A 15,470-nucleotide genomic window follows, 5' to 3' on the forward strand; every position below is an offset into this window, starting at 1 on the left:
GGCGATTCTCGAATCGCCTCTACATGGGGATGGGAGGGGGGATGAGATGTGGGTTTCTGGCGATTCTCGAATCGCCTCTACATGGGGATGGGAGGGGGGATGAGATGTGGGTTTCTGGCGATTCTCGAATCGCCTCTACAGGGAGGGTGGGTTTTCAAAATCTGCGTAACTCCTGTCCCAAAAATCAGCCCGCGCAGGCGGGCTTCGTCCGTATAGCCCCAGGCTTGAGCCTGGGGGCCTGGTTGGCAAAAAATTAGCCCGCGCAGGCGGGCTTTGTTCGTATAGCCCCAGGCTTGAGCCTGGGGGCTGTTTCTAAGAGGCGACTTTCGCAGTCGATCGCGTGCGTCGGCGTCCAGTGGTAGCCGGTTGTTCTTGTACCGTCGGCGGTTCTTGGGGGTTTTGCATCAAGAACACCAGCAACGGATTACTTTGCAGTTCCCGGCGTAACATCCGCTGGATATCTCGCTCAAGCTGATTTTGCAGTCCAGTCCAGTCAACTTCCGGAGTACCATCTTCCAGGGTGCGAGAGAACTCAGACCAGCGATCGCTCAGAACCCCCTCAATCGTTTGACCAATCCATTTTTTCAGCAGATTCGGATCAATGGATGACACCACCCCGCGCAAGTGAGTCGCTGTGTCCGCCGCTAGTTTACCATCCCAACCGATCGCCGCTGCAATGGTAACCACTCCATCCGCTGCCAACTGTTGCCGTTCTTTGAGCACTTCATCTTTGACCACGCCGGAACGAGAGGCATCCACCAGTTCAATCCCAGACGGTACTTGGCCGATGACGCCGATACTCTCCTTCGTCAACCCGACCATATCGCCATTATTGATAATCACCATATTTTCGGCGGGAATACCCACACTTTGGGCAATTTTCGCGTGTTGTACCAGCATCCGATGTTCGCCGTGGAACGGGAGGAAGAACTTCGGACGAGTCAGGGCCAGCATTAACTTATGCTCTTCTTGGCAACCGTGACCCGAGACGTGAATTCCTTGATTGCGTCCGTAGATGACGTTTGCACCTTGTATCATCAGTTTGTCGATGGTATTCACCACGGCGATCGTATTGCCGGGAATTGGGTTCGCTGAGAATACAACGGTATCTCCCTTGCGGATTTTGATTTTCCGGTGTTCACCGTTGGCAATCCTTGTGAGAGCAGACATCGGCTCACCTTGAGAGCCGGTGGTCAAAATCAGTATCTTGTTATCCGGTATGGAGCGAATGGCGTGCAAGGGTTGGAACAAACTGTCTTCGCACTTAATATATCCCAAGTTGCGGGCGTGGGCGATGACATTCAGCATCGATCGCCCGACGACTGCAACGGTGCGACCTTGTTTCTTCGCCAAGTCCAGAATAATATTCAGTCGATGGACCGAGGAGGCAAAGGTGGTGACTAAGATGCGACCCTCTGCCTGAGAAAAGACGCGATCGAGATTGGGATATACCGATCGCTCCGATGGAGTATAGCCAGGAACTTCAGCATTGGTGGAATCACTAATCAGGCAGAGTATCCCTTTCTCTCCATATTCCGCCAGTCGTTGCAAGTCAAAATGTTCGCCATCAACGGGGGTATGGTCGATTTTGAAGTCGCCGGTGTGGATGACGATGCCGACGGGGGTATGAATCGCCACAGTGAAGCTATCCGCCATCGAGTGGGTATTGCGAATATATTCGACGACAAAATGTTTACCAAAGCGGACCACATCCCGAGGGGAAACGGTTCTGAGTTCGGTGCGATCGCTGACTCCAGCTTCTTCTAACTTGCCTTCTAGCAAGCTCATTGCCAAGCGGGGACCATAAATCACCGGAATATCAAACTGTTTTAAATGAAAGGCAATCCCGCCAATGTGGTCCTCGTGACCGTGGGTGACCACCATGCCTTTGATTTTATCGCGATTTTCTCGGAGGTAGGTCATGTCGGGGAGGACGATGTTCACCCCATGCATCCCATCGGTGGGAAACGCTAAACCGGCATCGACGAGGATAATTTCGTCCTCAAATTCAAAGACGCAAGTATTTTTGCCGATTTCATGCAATCCACCCAACGGAATAATTTTTAGGGTGGGTGCGGAGCTATTGGATCCATTAGAGTTGGATCCATTTTTACTCACGGTTTTCTTTTCTTTGGCTAGTGTAATTGGGCTGTTAGTCATTTTTCTGTGTTCTCTTTTATGGTTGATTGGTTATCGAGAGTTTGTCGGGTTGTGATGAAACTAAAGATGAGAATTTATAACCGATGCCCACTCGCGCAACGGCGTTTCTTTTGGCTAGAGTTACAGCAAATTTAGCTGCTGCATCACGACCTCTAAGGCTTTTTTGACTTCATCCGATGCTTCGCACAGCGGGGGACGAGTCGATCCCACGTCCCACCCTTGCAGGGCTAAAGCACACTTGAGGGGAATGGGATTGGTGGTGGTAAATAGGGCTTTGAATAAGGGTAAAAGCTTGAGGTGAAGCTGGGTTGCTTCTTGGTTTTTCCCAGTTTCGTATGCTTGAATCATGGATTGGAGGGTTTCTCCGACCAGATGGGAGGCCACGCTGACCACTCCAGCAGCCCCGATCGACAGCAGGGGTAAGGTTAAAGAATCATCCCCAGAGTAAATTTGAAAGTCTGGTGGAGTCAGGCTTCTGACCAAGCTGGCTTGGTCTAAATTGCCACTGGCTTCTTTAATCGCTGTGATGTTTGGAATCTCAGCTAGACGTGCGACGGTTTCTGGAAGCAGGTTTTGACCCGTCCGCCCAGGAATGTTATAGAGCATGATTGGGAAATCCGGGCAGCTTTGCGCGATCGCCTTAAAGTGCCGATATAACCCTTCTTGTGGGGGTTTGTTGTAATAGGGAACAACTTGCAGCGAGCCATCTAATCCTATCTTAGCAGCTTTTTGCGTGGCTGCGATCGCCTCCCGGGTAGAATTCGATCCGGTGCCAGCAATCACTTTCCCTCGGCTACCGACGGCCTTTTTCACCACCTGGAATAATTCATACTCTTCATCCCAGGTTAGGGTTGGTGATTCTCCCGTTGTGCCACAAACGAGTACCGCATCAGTCCCATGTTCGACTAAATGAGCGGCCAGCTTTTCTGTAACACCATAGTTCACGCTACCGTCTGCATTAAACGGTGTAATCATTGCGGTGACAACTCGTCCGAAATTCACCACGCTCTCCTTATGTTTTATCAGTTGTGTATTTAGCTTGTTGATCAATCGGGTTGCGATCGCGCTGTTTGGAGGAGTCTTTCCCCCAACTCGTCAAACTCGGACCCTAGGTCAAACTGTAAACTCTAACAAATGGAACGCTATCCCCCATCTGTCATGCTTGATGCTGTTCCATCTGCATTGCATCTTGCCATCGGTGCAGACTGGATCGAGCAAGTCCGGCGAGGCGATCGCCGTTTCAGAGGAACCGTTAAACGCCCAGACTCACCAAGGGGTAAAGACTGAGCATCATTTTCGACCCTACAGAAAGGAACTCCAAAGGGCGATCGCCCCCCTCCTGGACTACAAACTCAGTGCTAACCTCGCACCTTGACTCCGAGTCAGCTTGCCGATGACATTCCCCCCGGCATTCTAAGCAGAGACAGCCGCTGCCGGTCGAACCCAATTTCGAGTCACCAACAATTCAGCAATTTGTACCGCATTTAACGCGGCCCCCTTGCGAATTTGATCGCCACTCAGCCATAGTTCTAACCCATTCGGTGCAGAAATATCCTGCCGAATCCGACCCACCAACACTTCATCGCGACCCGTCGCTTCCATCGGCATGGGGAAATAATTCGCCTGCCAGTCTTCCACCAACTTAACTCCAGGAGCAGCAGCTAAAATTTCCCGAGCCTTCGATACGCTAAAAGGCTGGGCAAATTCTAAGTTCAATGCCTCCGAATGCGCTCGCAGCACAGGAACTCGCACACAAGTTGGACTAATTCTAATGTCAGGATCCCCAAATATTTTGCGAGTCTCATTGACCATTTTCATTTCTTCCTCGCAATACCCTTGGTCATTCAGGGGCGAATTATGCGGGAACAAATTAAACGCCAAAGGATAAGGGAAAATCTCCGTTTTCGGCGTCTGACCTTGCAAAATAGCTGTCGCCTGGTCTTTCATTTCTTCCATCGCCCTTGCACCGGCCCCACTGGCAGATTGATAAGTGGCTGCCACAATCCGCTGTACCGGCTGGACTTGATGCAGGGGCCATACTGCCACCGCCATTAAAATGGTTGTGCAGTTAGGATTAGCAATAATGCCTTGATGGTGCGCTGCTGCTTCTGGGTTCACTTCTGGAACCACCAGGGGGACATTCGGATCCATGCGAAAGGCACTGGAGTTATCCACCACCACGGCACCAGCAGCGACTGCTTTGGAGGCCCAAGCCTTAGAAGTGGAGCCACCGGCTGAAGCCAGGACCAGATCCACGTTCTTAAACGAACTTTCTTCGACAACTTCCACGGGAATTTCTTCCCCTCGGAATGTCAAGGTTTTGCCTGCCGATCGCGGGGAAGCTAACAGCTTTAAATCGGACATCGGAAAGGCGCGAGAGTCCAGCAACTCTAACAACTCAGTGCCCACGGCACCCGTTGCGCCGAGAATGGCTACTTTATAAGATTTCGACAAATGACAGTCCTCCACACAGGTTCAGATATGAGTCTTGAGTAATAATAGATGCGATTCAAATAGCTCTTAAATAGATATCGGGTGTTTTCCTTACAATGGTTTTAAAAGGGCATGGATCCGGGTATTGCCAGGGAATTGACTTCTACCTCTGTATCTAAAGAGTCTGGCTTGGGATTGATGGCTATGAGCAATCCCCTACTTTATCCTGAACGGATTGGATAGTTTATTTAAGGATAACAATGTATTTATTGCAGATTAGAAACAGAAAGTCAATAAAAAATAGCCTTCAGTAAAATAACGGTTATCTTATTATACTCATGATTGGCTGAAAATTTTTCAGATTTCTTGGCGATCGCACCCAGGCCGGATCCTGGGGGTTCAGGGGCTAGTCCCTCCGGGTTGTTCACGACCCAGGGGATTCCATCATTCTACCCAGGGAAGGGCCGATCATCAAATTGATACCAAATTCGGTTGTAAAAAATCAATTTTATCTTCAGCCCGCGCAGGCGGGCTTCGTCTGTGTAGCCCCACCCTTGAGGGTGTGGGTGTTTATAGACTAGCCCTGTCAACCTGCTCAATTCCATGACAAAAAATCGTTATTTCTTCTAGGGGCGCAATGCTTGCGCCCTCAATTCTCAATTCCATGACAAAAAATCGTTATTTCTTGTAGGGGCGCAATGCTTGCGCCCTCAATTCCATGACCCCAAATCGTTGGTCTTGTAGGGGCGCAATGCTTGCGCCCCTACAAATCAATACACCTTGACAGCGCTAGTGTTTATAGACCTTTAAAAACGGGATTCCGTATGAACCCTCAATATAACGGGACTGGCATCCTGGAGTCTGGGGCCAGAGGGGGTCACCCTTGAAAACGGCGATCGCCCGAAAAAATTACTCCGGCACTTTCTTTGGTAAAATTTTATATTCTCTCTAAAATAGCGGCATAGCCCGTTGTGAAAGGGGTAAGCGCCCCTAGACCCAGGGTTTTTTATGCCAAGGCGATCGCCCTTGACGCCCTCGATCGGCTAGGATCTATAGTTGCAGCAAAGATAGCCTTGGGCTTGACCGAGTTGCCCGATCCTGAGCGCGATGGCCGCAGGACTTACCCCCTTGTCAGTGGGCCTGCCTGGGGCCGAGGTCCAGTCATCAGACCAGGAGGAAATCCCTTCTGTTCAACGGAATCAGGACGGTAAACCGCCCAAAAAATCAATCGAGAATTAACAGAATTTGTCGAAGAGAACGCCCATGAAAGTTACCCAGGAAAAGCTTCCCGCCAGCAAACTTGGTCTGGAAATTGAAGTGACCCCCGATATGTCTCAGAAAGCCTACGAACAGGTGATTCAGCAATTTAGCCGTCAGGCTAGCATTCCTGGGTTTCGGAAAGGAAAAGTACCGCGCTCAGTGTTGGTACAGCGCATGGGAACTTCCAGGATCAAAGCCGCAGCAGTCGAGGATTTAATTCAAAATTGCCTAGAAAAAGTCGTCAAGGATGAAGAGATTCCGGCCTTGGGGAATTTTCAGTTAATCTCCTCTTTTGATGAATTAGTCACGAAGTACGAACCGGGCGAATCCCTGGTGTTTTCAGTTTCCGTTGATGTCCCCCCGGAAGTCACCCTCAGCGATTACACCGGACTGGCCATTAGAGCCGAAGAAATCAAATATGATCCGGCAGAAGTTGATCAGTTTTTAGAGGAACGTCGCAAAGAGCAAGCGACCTTAATTCCTGTAGAGGAAAGAGCCGCCCAAGCTGAAGATGTGGCCATTGTCGATTATGTCGGCAAAATCATCAACGAAGAGGGTGGGGAACCTGAACCCTTGCCGGGAGGAGAGGCCGAAAACTTTCAAATTGAACTCAGTGAAGGCCGGTTTATTAAGGGCTTCGTTGAGGGAATTATTGGTTTGCAAGTTGGGGAAACGAAAGAGTTAAACGTTCCCTTTCCTGAAGATTATCCCAACGAGGATTTAGCTGGGAAGGAAGCGATTTTTACGATTACGGTAAAAGAACTCAAAGAGAAAGAGTTGCCGGAATTAGATGATGATTTCGCTCAAGCGGTGAGCGAGTATCAAACGATCGCAGAACTGCGGGAGTCTTTGGAGAAGCAGTATCAGGAGAAAGCCGATCGCGAAACCAAAGCGAATAAGCACGCGGCATTGGTAGAGGCGATCGAAAAAGTGGTGGAAGTAGAACTTCCGGAAACTTTAATTGATCGTGAGCTGGATAATATCTTGCAGCAATCCATGATGCAGCTTGCCAATTATGGGATTGATGTCAAAAAGCTGTACACCAAAGAAACCGTGGCAGCACTGCGCCAGCAGTCTCAACCCGAGGCGATCGCCAACTTGCGGAAATCCTTTGCATTAAAAGAAGTAGCTGCTCGCGAGTCCCTCTCCGTCACCGCAGAGGAAGTCAATGCTCGGATTGAAGAACTTAAGGACCGCTTGCCACCGGATTTTGATCGCGATCGCTTGAGTTCCGCCCTGGAATCAGAAATGCTCAAGGAAAAAGCCCTTGATTGGCTGGCAGAACGCGCTAATATTGAGCTATTACCAGCGGGAACCCTAGAGGCAGAAGCCGCAGCAAAAGCCACCGCCGAAGCCGAAGCAGCAGCAGCCGAAGCCGCAGAACTCGCACAGGGGGAAGAAAGTGTCGGTGAAGTGGTGGAAGTCGAGGCAACCGACTCGCCGGAATAAACCCATCTGACCCAGGGTCCGCAACGAGACCCGCAGCGCGATCGCCCTCTTGCCAGAACCGGGACCCCAGAAATCTCCAAAGCAATTGTGATTTGATTCTAAAGAAAAATCCAATTTGTGCATTTTTCTTGAAATTTCTGCCCGTCCTCGGTGCGCTGCGGCATAATATAGACAGAGCAAACACTATAATGGCGTAAAAACCAAAAAAAATTTGCTTGATATCTACTCCCTCGAAAAGCTGACCCTGGCATGAACTCAGATCGGATGCTTATATCTCAAACTCCTTATTATCCAATCTCCGGCTCCAAGAGCCTAGAGATTGCCTCCACCAGCCAGAACGTGATCCCAATGGTGGTGGAACAATCCGGGATGGGGGAACGCGGGTTTGACCTTTATTCGCGCCTACTCCGGGAAAGAATCGTGTTTCTGGGGACCCCAGTTGATGACAACGTTGCCGACCTAATCGTGGCGCAAATGCTCTTTTTAGATGCAGAAGACCCTGAAAAGGATATTCAGCTCTATATCAACTCCCCTGGTGGCTCAGTCACCGCAGGAATGGCGATTTACGATACCATGCAACAGATTCGCCCAGATGTGGCGACCATCTGTTATGGCTTGGCTGCCAGTATGGGAGCATTTTTGCTCACCGCAGGCGCAAAAGGCAAACGGATGTCACTTCCTTCTTCCCGGATTATGATTCATCAACCTCTCGGTGGTGCTCAGGGACAAGCGGTTGATATTGAGATCCAAGCAAAGGAAATTCTTTATCATAAACGTCAGTTAAATGAAATGCTGGCTTTTCATACCGGACAACCCCTAGAGCGAATTGAAGCCGACACCGATCGCGATTTCTTTATGTCGGCAGAAGAGTCCAGAGCTTATGGTCTAATTGACCAGGTTATTACCAAGCAGGGTCTTCCGAAATCGGGAGAGGCTGTTACCGCACAAAAGTAAGAGGCCGTCTATGTCTAAGTACGACTCCCATCTAAAATGTTCCTTTTGTGGCAAATCTCAGGAGCAAGTACGCAAATTAATCGCAGGTCCGGGAGTCTATATTTGCGATGAATGCGTGGACCTGTGCAATGAAATTTTAGATGAGGAGCTATTTGACTCCAATGCCGCAGCACCTCAACCCGTACCCCGGACGGAACAACCCCAAAAGCGGCGCACTAGAGCCGCCAATATCTCGCTGAATCAAATGCCTAAACCGCGCGAGATCAAAAAACATCTCGATGAGCACGTTATTGGTCAAGATGAAGCCAAAAAAGTGCTTTCCGTCGCGGTTTATAACCATTACAAGCGCCTGAGCTACACGCAAGCGAAGGCCAGCGGGAAAATTGGGGCTGAGGATCCAGTCGAACTGCAAAAGTCGAATATTCTGCTCATTGGCCCTACGGGTTGTGGAAAAACCCTCTTGGCTCAAACCTTGGCTGATGTTTTGGAAGTTCCCTTTGCCGTTGCCGATGCGACAACCTTAACCGAAGCGGGGTATGTCGGCGAAGATGTGGAAAATATCTTGTTGCGATTACTCCAAGTCGCCGATCTTGACGTAGAAGAAGCCCAACGCGGCATCATCTATATCGATGAAATCGACAAAATCGCCCGCAAGAGTGAAAACCCATCGATTACCCGAGATGTCTCCGGTGAAGGGGTTCAACAAGCTCTGCTCAAGATGCTAGAAGGAACCGTCGCCAATGTCCCCCCCCAAGGCGGACGCAAACACCCCTATCAAGATTGCATCCAGATTGACACGAGCAATATTCTGTTTATCTGTGGTGGAGCCTTTGTGGGTCTGGAAAAGGTGGTTGAACAGCGCACGGGTAAAAAGTCAATGGGCTTTATTCAACCCGGAGATGCTCAGTCGAAGGAAAAACGCACCGCAGATATTCTCAAGAATTTACAGCCGGATGATTTGGTGAAATTTGGGATGATTCCTGAATTCATCGGTCGGATTCCAGTGCTGGCTGTGGTGGACCCCCTCGATGAAGATGCCCTCACGGAAATCTTGACGGAACCCAAGAACGCCCTGGTGAAGCAGTATCAAAAATTACTGCGGATGGATAACGTGAATCTGGAGTTTAAACCCGATGCCATTCGGGCGATCGCCCAGGAAGCGTACCGGCGGAAAACTGGGGCCAGAGCATTGCGCGGGATTGTGGAGGAATTAATGCTCGATGTGATGTACGAGTTGCCATCCCGCAAGGATGTCACTCGCTGCACCATTACCCGAGAGATGGTCGAGAAGCGCTCAACAGCGGAACTGATTGTCCATCCCTCCTCCTTACCGAAACCAGAATCCGCTTAACACTAGGGGAACTCCAAAAAATAAAATGTCCAAAAACCCCGCATCCTGAAGGGTGGGGCTACACGGACGAAGCCCGCCTGCGCGGGCTAAATAGAGTCTTGTTAGGTGCGATCACATCAAAGCCAGGAGGATTTATTTGTTGGAATACCCTAGGCGAAATTGAAGAGCGGGGGTGAAGAATGAACAATGGTGAATTTTCGGATGGGGCCATTCAAACTTTACCCTTGACCCTTCAGATGCGCTCATGTCATCATCAATAACTTTACCAGGATGCCCTACATTCACGTTCGCGGGGTCGAACACTACTACGAGTGGGTCGGCACCCCAGTTCCCACTGGAGAAAAGCCAGTTTTGGTGTTTCTTCATGGCTGGGCGGGTTCGGCTCGGTACTGGGAAAGTACCGCATCTGCCCTAGCCGATCGCTTCGATTGTCTACTTTACGATATGCGTGGCTTTGGGCGATCGCGCCTACCCCAAAAACCCCCAGCCTTAGACTACGAATTAGAAACCTACGCCGATGATTTGGCGTTATTTTTAGATGCATTAGGGTTGCAACGGGTCTATCTGAATGCTCATTCCATGGGCGCTTCCGTGGCGACTCTGTTTCTCAACCGCTATGGCGATCGCGTCATCAAAGCCATCCTCACCTGTAGCGGCGTCTTTGAATACGACGAAAAAGCCTTCACCGCTTTCCATACCTGGGGAGGTCAAGTGGTCAAATATCGACCTGCTTGGCTGGCAAAAATTCCCTTGATGGATCAAATATTCATGGCCAGATTTTTATATCGTCCCATTCCCCCTGCCGCAAGACGGGCATTTTTAGAAGATTATCTGATGGCCGACTATGGGGCCGCCCTTAATACAATTTTTACCTCCGTCAGCAAAAAAGCAACCGAAGTAATGCCGGTGGAATTTGCTAAATTGCAAGTGCCTGTGCTGTTAATTGCTGGAGAATACGATAAAATTATTCCCGCCCACATGGGACAATACGCTGCCTCATTAAATCAGCAGTTCGTCCAGTTTATCCAAATGGCAAATACGGCCCATTTTCCGATGTTAGAAGATGCGCCAACCTATTTGGAACTGGTCAGAGAATTTTTGGAAACCGGCCCTGCCTTAGCGGAAGTCTAGGAGTTTCTAGTCCCCATCCCTAGAGAAACCGGGTTTCTTTCATCAATTTATGGGATGAAGCAAAAGTTATTGCAGAAACCCGGTTTCTGAACCCTTGAGTGAGCGAGAAACCGGGTTTCTTTTATCAATTTATGGGATAAAACAAAAGTTATTGCAGAAACCCGGTTTCTAAACCCTTGAGTGAGCGAGAAACCGGGTTTCTTTCATCAATTTAGGTGATGAAGCAAAAGTTATTGCAGAAACCCGGTTTCTGAACCCTACCCTTGAGTGAGCGAGAAACCGGGTTTCTTTTATCAATTTATGGGATGAAGCAAAAGGGAATTAGTAGGGTGGGCACTGCCCACCTTACTGACGGTGGGCAGTGCCCACCCTACTAATTTTTTACAGTTTTATAGGAAATTAGACCAAATTTCCCTTTGCCAAAACCCCAAACCTATCAAATTAAACCCCAAATTTATGGCATCACTAATCAATTAATGGTCAATTGATTATATCCTGGACTAGAATCAAAATTAATTGTTAATATTTCGGGTTTAAACCCATTTAACAAGGGCAAAATTAATCTTCCAACTTATTACATGACTGCATTACTAGCCCTTTTAGCCTTTTATGTAGCGGCGAATCTCGGGGCAAACGACGTTGCGAACTCGATGGGGACCTCCGTCGGGTCCAAAGCCCTGACCCTACGACAGGCCCTGGTGATTGCCGGAATATTGGAATTCACAGGGGCCGTTCTTTTCGGTCAAGAAGTGTCCCAAACCCTAGCCACCAGCGTGCTGGAACCGAGTGTGTTTGCTCATGCGCCACACCTGCTCCTGACGGGCATGATTTGTGTGATGGTCACCTGTGGAATCTGGTTGCAGGTTGCGACCTCTCAGGGGTGGCCCGTGGCCTCTTCCCATGCGATTATTGGAGCGATCGCCGGATTTAGTATCGTTGCTGTGGGATTCGATGCCGTGGATTGGTCCACCATCGGGCTGATTTCCATCAGTTGGCTCCTCACCCCAGCGATTAGCGCCCTGATTGCGGCTACGGTTTATAGTTTCGTCAAACGGTGGATTTTAGACCACCCAGAACCCTTACAACAGTTAGACCAATGGATTCCTTGGTTGAGTAGTCTACTGTTGGGCGTCTTTGGAATTATTGTGCTTCCCAAGGTCCTGCATCCGCTCAATGTTTGGATTGGGACTGAGTTTGGGATTGTCCTCCCTCCGCAAGATTTACCCTTGTTGGTGGGGGGAATGGCGGCAGTTGGACTCACCCTGGTGCAGTGGCGTAACTTAAAACAGGGGAACGGGGAAAATTGGCCAGAGTTGGAGCAACAGGACTTACCCATGAACGCTCAATCTGTAGAGGCGATTCGCGAATCGCCTCTACATTTAGGGTCTGAGGGAAAAAAAGACCTAAGTCCTGAGCAAGAGTTGGACCAAGAGCCCGATTTAGAGCAAGACTCAGAAATCAATTCGACGGTGTACTCTTCCCCGGTTGAAAAGCAACTGGCGCGGTTTCAAGTGTTGAGTGCTTGTTTTGTGGCCTTTGCCCACGGATCCAACGATGTGGGGAATGCGGTGGCTCCCTTAGCGGCGATCGCCTATATTCGCCGCACAGGCTCTGTTCCCCTGGATGATTTCAGCGTTCCCCTGTGGATTTTGCTGTTGGGGGGTGCAGGCATCGTGACAGGGCTGGGAATATGGGGTAAAAAAGTAATAGCCACCGTGGGCGAAAAGATTATTGCCCTAAAACCCAGTGGTGGATTCTGTGCAGAACTCGCCACAGCGACTACGGTATTAATCGCTTCTAGGTTTGGTTTACCCGTTTCCACCTCTCATTCCTTAGTCGGGGGTGTGATTGGCATTGGATTGGTGCAAAACCCTAAATCTATTCGCCTAGACACCCTGCGGGGAGTATTTTTAGCCTGGATTATTACCGTTCCAGTTGCAGCGCTTTTAGGAGCCGGTCTGTTTAGCCTCGTCCGGTTGATTGCGGAGTAAGACAAAATCCGGTTGTTGTGGATCTGGACAAGTCTACAGCATCAAAGGAGAGAAAACCCACTTTGGGATAAGGCGATCGCCCGAGGGCAGCAAGCATTGGGGTCCTAAAATCTGGGGACAAAAGTCAAGAATCCCTGGGTTAAGCGGTCCCGGTAAAACCCATCCTTCGGGACTGGCAGTGCTCTCTTCCATGACGGCATTTCAAGAGCTTGATAGACTCTAGGGCGATCGCCCCCTAGAAGCAACCCCCGTAGAATTGCGGAATAATTTTCTTTTTATAACAAATTAATTGTTGAGTTTTTTAACACAATGGGATCGTTTGATGGAAAATTTAACCCACCTTCGATACAATCATCCAAAACCTGTGCGTCTGCCTACTCATTTAGATTAGAATATCAAGCTGAAGGGAATTTTTCAGTTGGACATCGAATTAAGTCAAGCCAAGGCTGTGATGCAGGATTCGAGTCAAGCGAATCAATTAATGTTCAACCCAACCAATCAGCCAAAACACACCGAGTGCCAAGCCAGCAGCAGCGATTAGTTTGGTTTACGATCGATAAGCTAGAGGTAACAGAATAATGGGGCAACTGGACAACCAACCGGAAAACTCGACAAGCAGTAACACGAAAGAAATCGAAACCCTTCTGAGTTCCATGACCCAGGAGCTTCGAGATATTCAGCAAAATATAGTCGTTCAGTTGGCTCGGGACATGGCACGACTGCAAGCGGAACAATCCCGCCTGACTGCTGATATTCAAAAACTGCAAAATCAACAGCAGCAAATCCAATCGCGGCAGATGCAGGGGGGAGCGGGACGTCCGATGCAACAGCAGCAGTGGACAAAGCAACTGGCGCAAGTCATGGCTTCCCAACTCCAACAAGAATTGAGCGAGCGGTTGAAGGAAATGGTGGCTCCACCGCCCCCATCCCAATCCTTAACGACTCTAGACCCGAATATGGGAAGGTCGTCGCCGCAGGGGGGAAACTTGAATGAAAATGCCTATCGATTGTTGGCATCGTTAGATACAACCCTGAACACCACCTTTAAAAATCTGCAACAGGAACTGAGCACCTATCAAAGCTCGTTGTCCCAGCAACTGGGGCGAATGCACTCCTTGCAGCAACAAGGGGAAGTGATTTTAGAAACCTTGGTCGATCGCCTGATCGAGCAGTTGCAGGAAGAAGCGGGCAACGTTCAGACCACTGCTGAGATTGTCTCGAACCGGAGACAAGGACTGCCTGTGGGGACTCCACCCAACCGAGGCGATCGCCCGGAAGGGACCGGGACTCAAACCGATCGGGCTGCGGCAGAAAAAGCAGCGATCGCCGAACCCCGGACCGCGCCCCCAGCTACCCCAGTCCCCAGCCCTCCGGCAGAAAGTAACGTCTTTTTAACCGGGTTAATCCTGGCCTTGTTGTCCTCGATTACCATTTCGTTCCAGAACATCATCACCCGGGCGATTCTCAGTCCTCAGTCCCTTTTTGGATTGTGGGACGGACAAGTGCTCTCCCCAGGAGCGGGAAATTCCCTGTTAATTCTAGGGATGCGGATGCTATTTGTGGTTCCGCTCATGGGCTTTATTCTGGCCCCAATTTTGTATCCCAATACCTGGCGGGATATCAAACAACTGGCCAATCCCGAAAAGCGGGGGTCCGTCTGGATCGTGATTGGCAGTGGATTGTTTCTGTTTATGTCCCAGTTTTTTATCTATATCGCTCTGGGAAATATTCCAACTGGGGTGGCGATTACCTTGTTCTTTATTTTCCCACCCGTCACGGCAGTTTTGGCATGGATCATGTTTGGTGCTAGACCGAGCTTTATCTTTGTTTTAGCCACCGTAACCATTTATCTAGGATGCTTCCTGACGGTTTCTGGGCGGCTGACTGGAGGCGCACCGGATGGGAATTTGGGCCTAGGAATTGGGACGGCGATCGCTTCGGGGTTGACCTTTGCGGGTTATGTGATTTTGACCCAACTGAGTGCCAGAAAGCTGAAATTGCATCCGGCACCGTTTAGCGTCATTAACTTTTCCGTGATTTTAATTTTGGCGATTCCTTTCGTCATCTTTGGTTCAGGACAAGGCAACTTCTTTACCTGGAGTGTGTTAGAGGAGAATTGGGTCGGGTTATGGATTGGCAGTATTGCTCTAGCAGCCACGACCCTGATTGGTTATGCCTTGAATAACTTTGCCATTCCCATGATTGGTGCGCCCTTAGCCTCGGTGGTAGCGGCAACGGGTCCTGGGTTGACCAGTTTAATGGCTTTGCTGTTTATTGGGGAAGGACTCGGGCTCAATGAGTGGCTCGGGGTGCTGATTGTCACCCTGTGGGTACTCGGAATTAGTGTCGATAACATGAATAAGCAAAAGAAACCGGCCCCGGTTGCTCCAGCTCCAGCAAAACAAGGAGCTTAGAGCGATACAACGGAGTTAAGAAACTCTCAACAGGGGAAAAAAGAAAACCAGCGATCGCCGGATCGCTGGTTTTCTTTTTCTTTTCAATGTCCGTTCTGTGAGAACGGAGAGGGAGGGATTCGAACCCTCGTTAAAGTTACCCCTAAACAGCATTTCCAGTGCTGCGCCTTCAACCGCTCGGCCACCTCTCCAGAGCAATGGGTTTAATGCAAATTTATACCCACAAGAATCATATCCTAGCAGAACCCATTCGGTTTTGCAAACCCTTTTTGGAAAAAAATTTTTTATCCCGGAATTCAGACAGGGTTCGAGGGTCGAAAATGACCG

12 protein-coding genes and 1 tRNA gene are annotated in these 15,470 nt (G+C 49.6%); 8 read left to right on the forward strand and 5 right to left on the reverse strand.

The window, feature by feature from the left end; all coding sequences use genetic code 11:
* Window positions 1–312 precede the first annotated feature (312 nt).
* Both NG833_RS14630 and dapA read right to left on the reverse strand, forming a co-directional pair.
* Window positions 313–2,160: a ribonuclease J gene (locus tag NG833_RS14630; protein WP_254566024.1), complete on the reverse strand. Its 1,848-nt coding sequence runs from the start codon at window positions 2,158–2,160 to the stop codon at window positions 313–315.
* A gap of 120 nt (window positions 2,161–2,280) precedes the next feature.
* The gene (gene dapA, locus NG833_RS14635; protein WP_256555990.1) at window positions 2,281–3,135 is read right to left on the reverse strand and encodes a 4-hydroxy-tetrahydrodipicolinate synthase; all 855 of its coding nucleotides are present in this window, start codon (window positions 3,133–3,135) and stop codon (window positions 2,281–2,283) included.
* 4 nt (window positions 3,136–3,139) lie between these two features.
* On the opposite strand from dapA, the gene NG833_RS14640 reads away from it, so the two are divergent.
* On the forward strand, window positions 3,140–3,535 hold the full coding sequence (locus NG833_RS14640) for a hypothetical protein (RefSeq protein WP_254566026.1): 396 nt from the start codon (window positions 3,140–3,142) through the stop codon (window positions 3,533–3,535).
* A gap of 38 nt (window positions 3,536–3,573) precedes the next feature.
* On the opposite strand, the gene NG833_RS14645 is transcribed toward NG833_RS14640, so the two are convergent.
* Entirely contained in the window at window positions 3,574–4,614 is a 1,041-nt protein-coding gene (locus NG833_RS14645; RefSeq protein WP_254566027.1) for an aspartate-semialdehyde dehydrogenase, read from the reverse strand.
* 1,242 nt (window positions 4,615–5,856) lie between these two features.
* Here NG833_RS14645 and tig point away from each other — a divergent pair.
* From tig to NG833_RS14670, 5 genes are all read left to right on the forward strand, one after another.
* Complete coding sequence (gene tig, locus NG833_RS14650; RefSeq protein WP_254566028.1) at window positions 5,857–7,302, forward strand: trigger factor; 1,446 nt, start codon at window positions 5,857–5,859, stop codon at window positions 7,300–7,302.
* Window positions 7,303–7,566: 264 nt separating this feature from the next.
* Window positions 7,567–8,256, forward strand: a complete 690-nt coding sequence (gene clpP, locus NG833_RS14655) for an ATP-dependent Clp endopeptidase proteolytic subunit ClpP (RefSeq protein WP_256555991.1) — start codon at window positions 7,567–7,569, stop codon at window positions 8,254–8,256.
* 10 nt (window positions 8,257–8,266) lie between these two features.
* The gene (clpX, locus tag NG833_RS14660) at window positions 8,267–9,607 is read left to right on the forward strand and encodes an ATP-dependent protease ATP-binding subunit ClpX (RefSeq protein ID WP_015147718.1); all 1,341 of its coding nucleotides are present in this window, start codon (window positions 8,267–8,269) and stop codon (window positions 9,605–9,607) included.
* A 270-nt stretch (window positions 9,608–9,877) separates the two neighbouring features.
* Window positions 9,878–10,738 carry an alpha/beta fold hydrolase gene (locus NG833_RS14665; RefSeq protein WP_254566029.1) on the forward strand — a complete coding sequence of 287 codons (861 nt, stop codon included), beginning with the start codon at window positions 9,878–9,880 and terminating at the stop codon, window positions 10,736–10,738.
* A 578-nt stretch (window positions 10,739–11,316) separates the two neighbouring features.
* A complete protein-coding gene (locus NG833_RS14670; RefSeq protein WP_254566030.1) occupies window positions 11,317–12,729 on the forward strand; it encodes an inorganic phosphate transporter in 1,413 nt (470 codons plus the stop codon).
* 33 nt (window positions 12,730–12,762) lie between these two features.
* Here NG833_RS14670 and NG833_RS14675 read toward each other — a convergent pair whose 3' ends face one another.
* Window positions 12,763–12,921: a hypothetical protein gene (locus NG833_RS14675; RefSeq protein ID WP_254566031.1), complete on the reverse strand. Its 159-nt coding sequence runs from the start codon at window positions 12,919–12,921 to the stop codon at window positions 12,763–12,765.
* Between the two features lie 226 nt (window positions 12,922–13,147).
* Here NG833_RS14675 and NG833_RS30445 point away from each other — a divergent pair, with 226 nt between their 5' ends.
* Both NG833_RS30445 and NG833_RS14680 read left to right on the forward strand, forming a co-directional pair.
* On the forward strand, window positions 13,148–13,270 hold the full coding sequence (locus NG833_RS30445) for a hypothetical protein (RefSeq protein WP_256555992.1): 123 nt from the start codon (window positions 13,148–13,150) through the stop codon (window positions 13,268–13,270).
* Window positions 13,271–13,307: 37 nt separating this feature from the next.
* A complete protein-coding gene (locus tag NG833_RS14680) occupies window positions 13,308–15,143 on the forward strand; it encodes a DMT family transporter (RefSeq protein ID WP_254566032.1) in 1,836 nt (611 codons plus the stop codon).
* A 104-nt stretch (window positions 15,144–15,247) separates the two neighbouring features.
* On the opposite strand, the gene NG833_RS14685 is transcribed toward NG833_RS14680, so the two are convergent.
* A tRNA-Ser gene (locus NG833_RS14685) sits at window positions 15,248–15,334 on the reverse strand.
* Between the last annotated feature and the right edge of the window lie 136 nt (window positions 15,335–15,470).

The sequence above is a fragment of the Oscillatoria sp. HE19RPO genome, assembly GCF_024220515.1.
Taxonomy (GTDB): Bacteria; Cyanobacteriota; Cyanobacteriia; order Cyanobacteriales; family Laspinemataceae; genus Laspinema.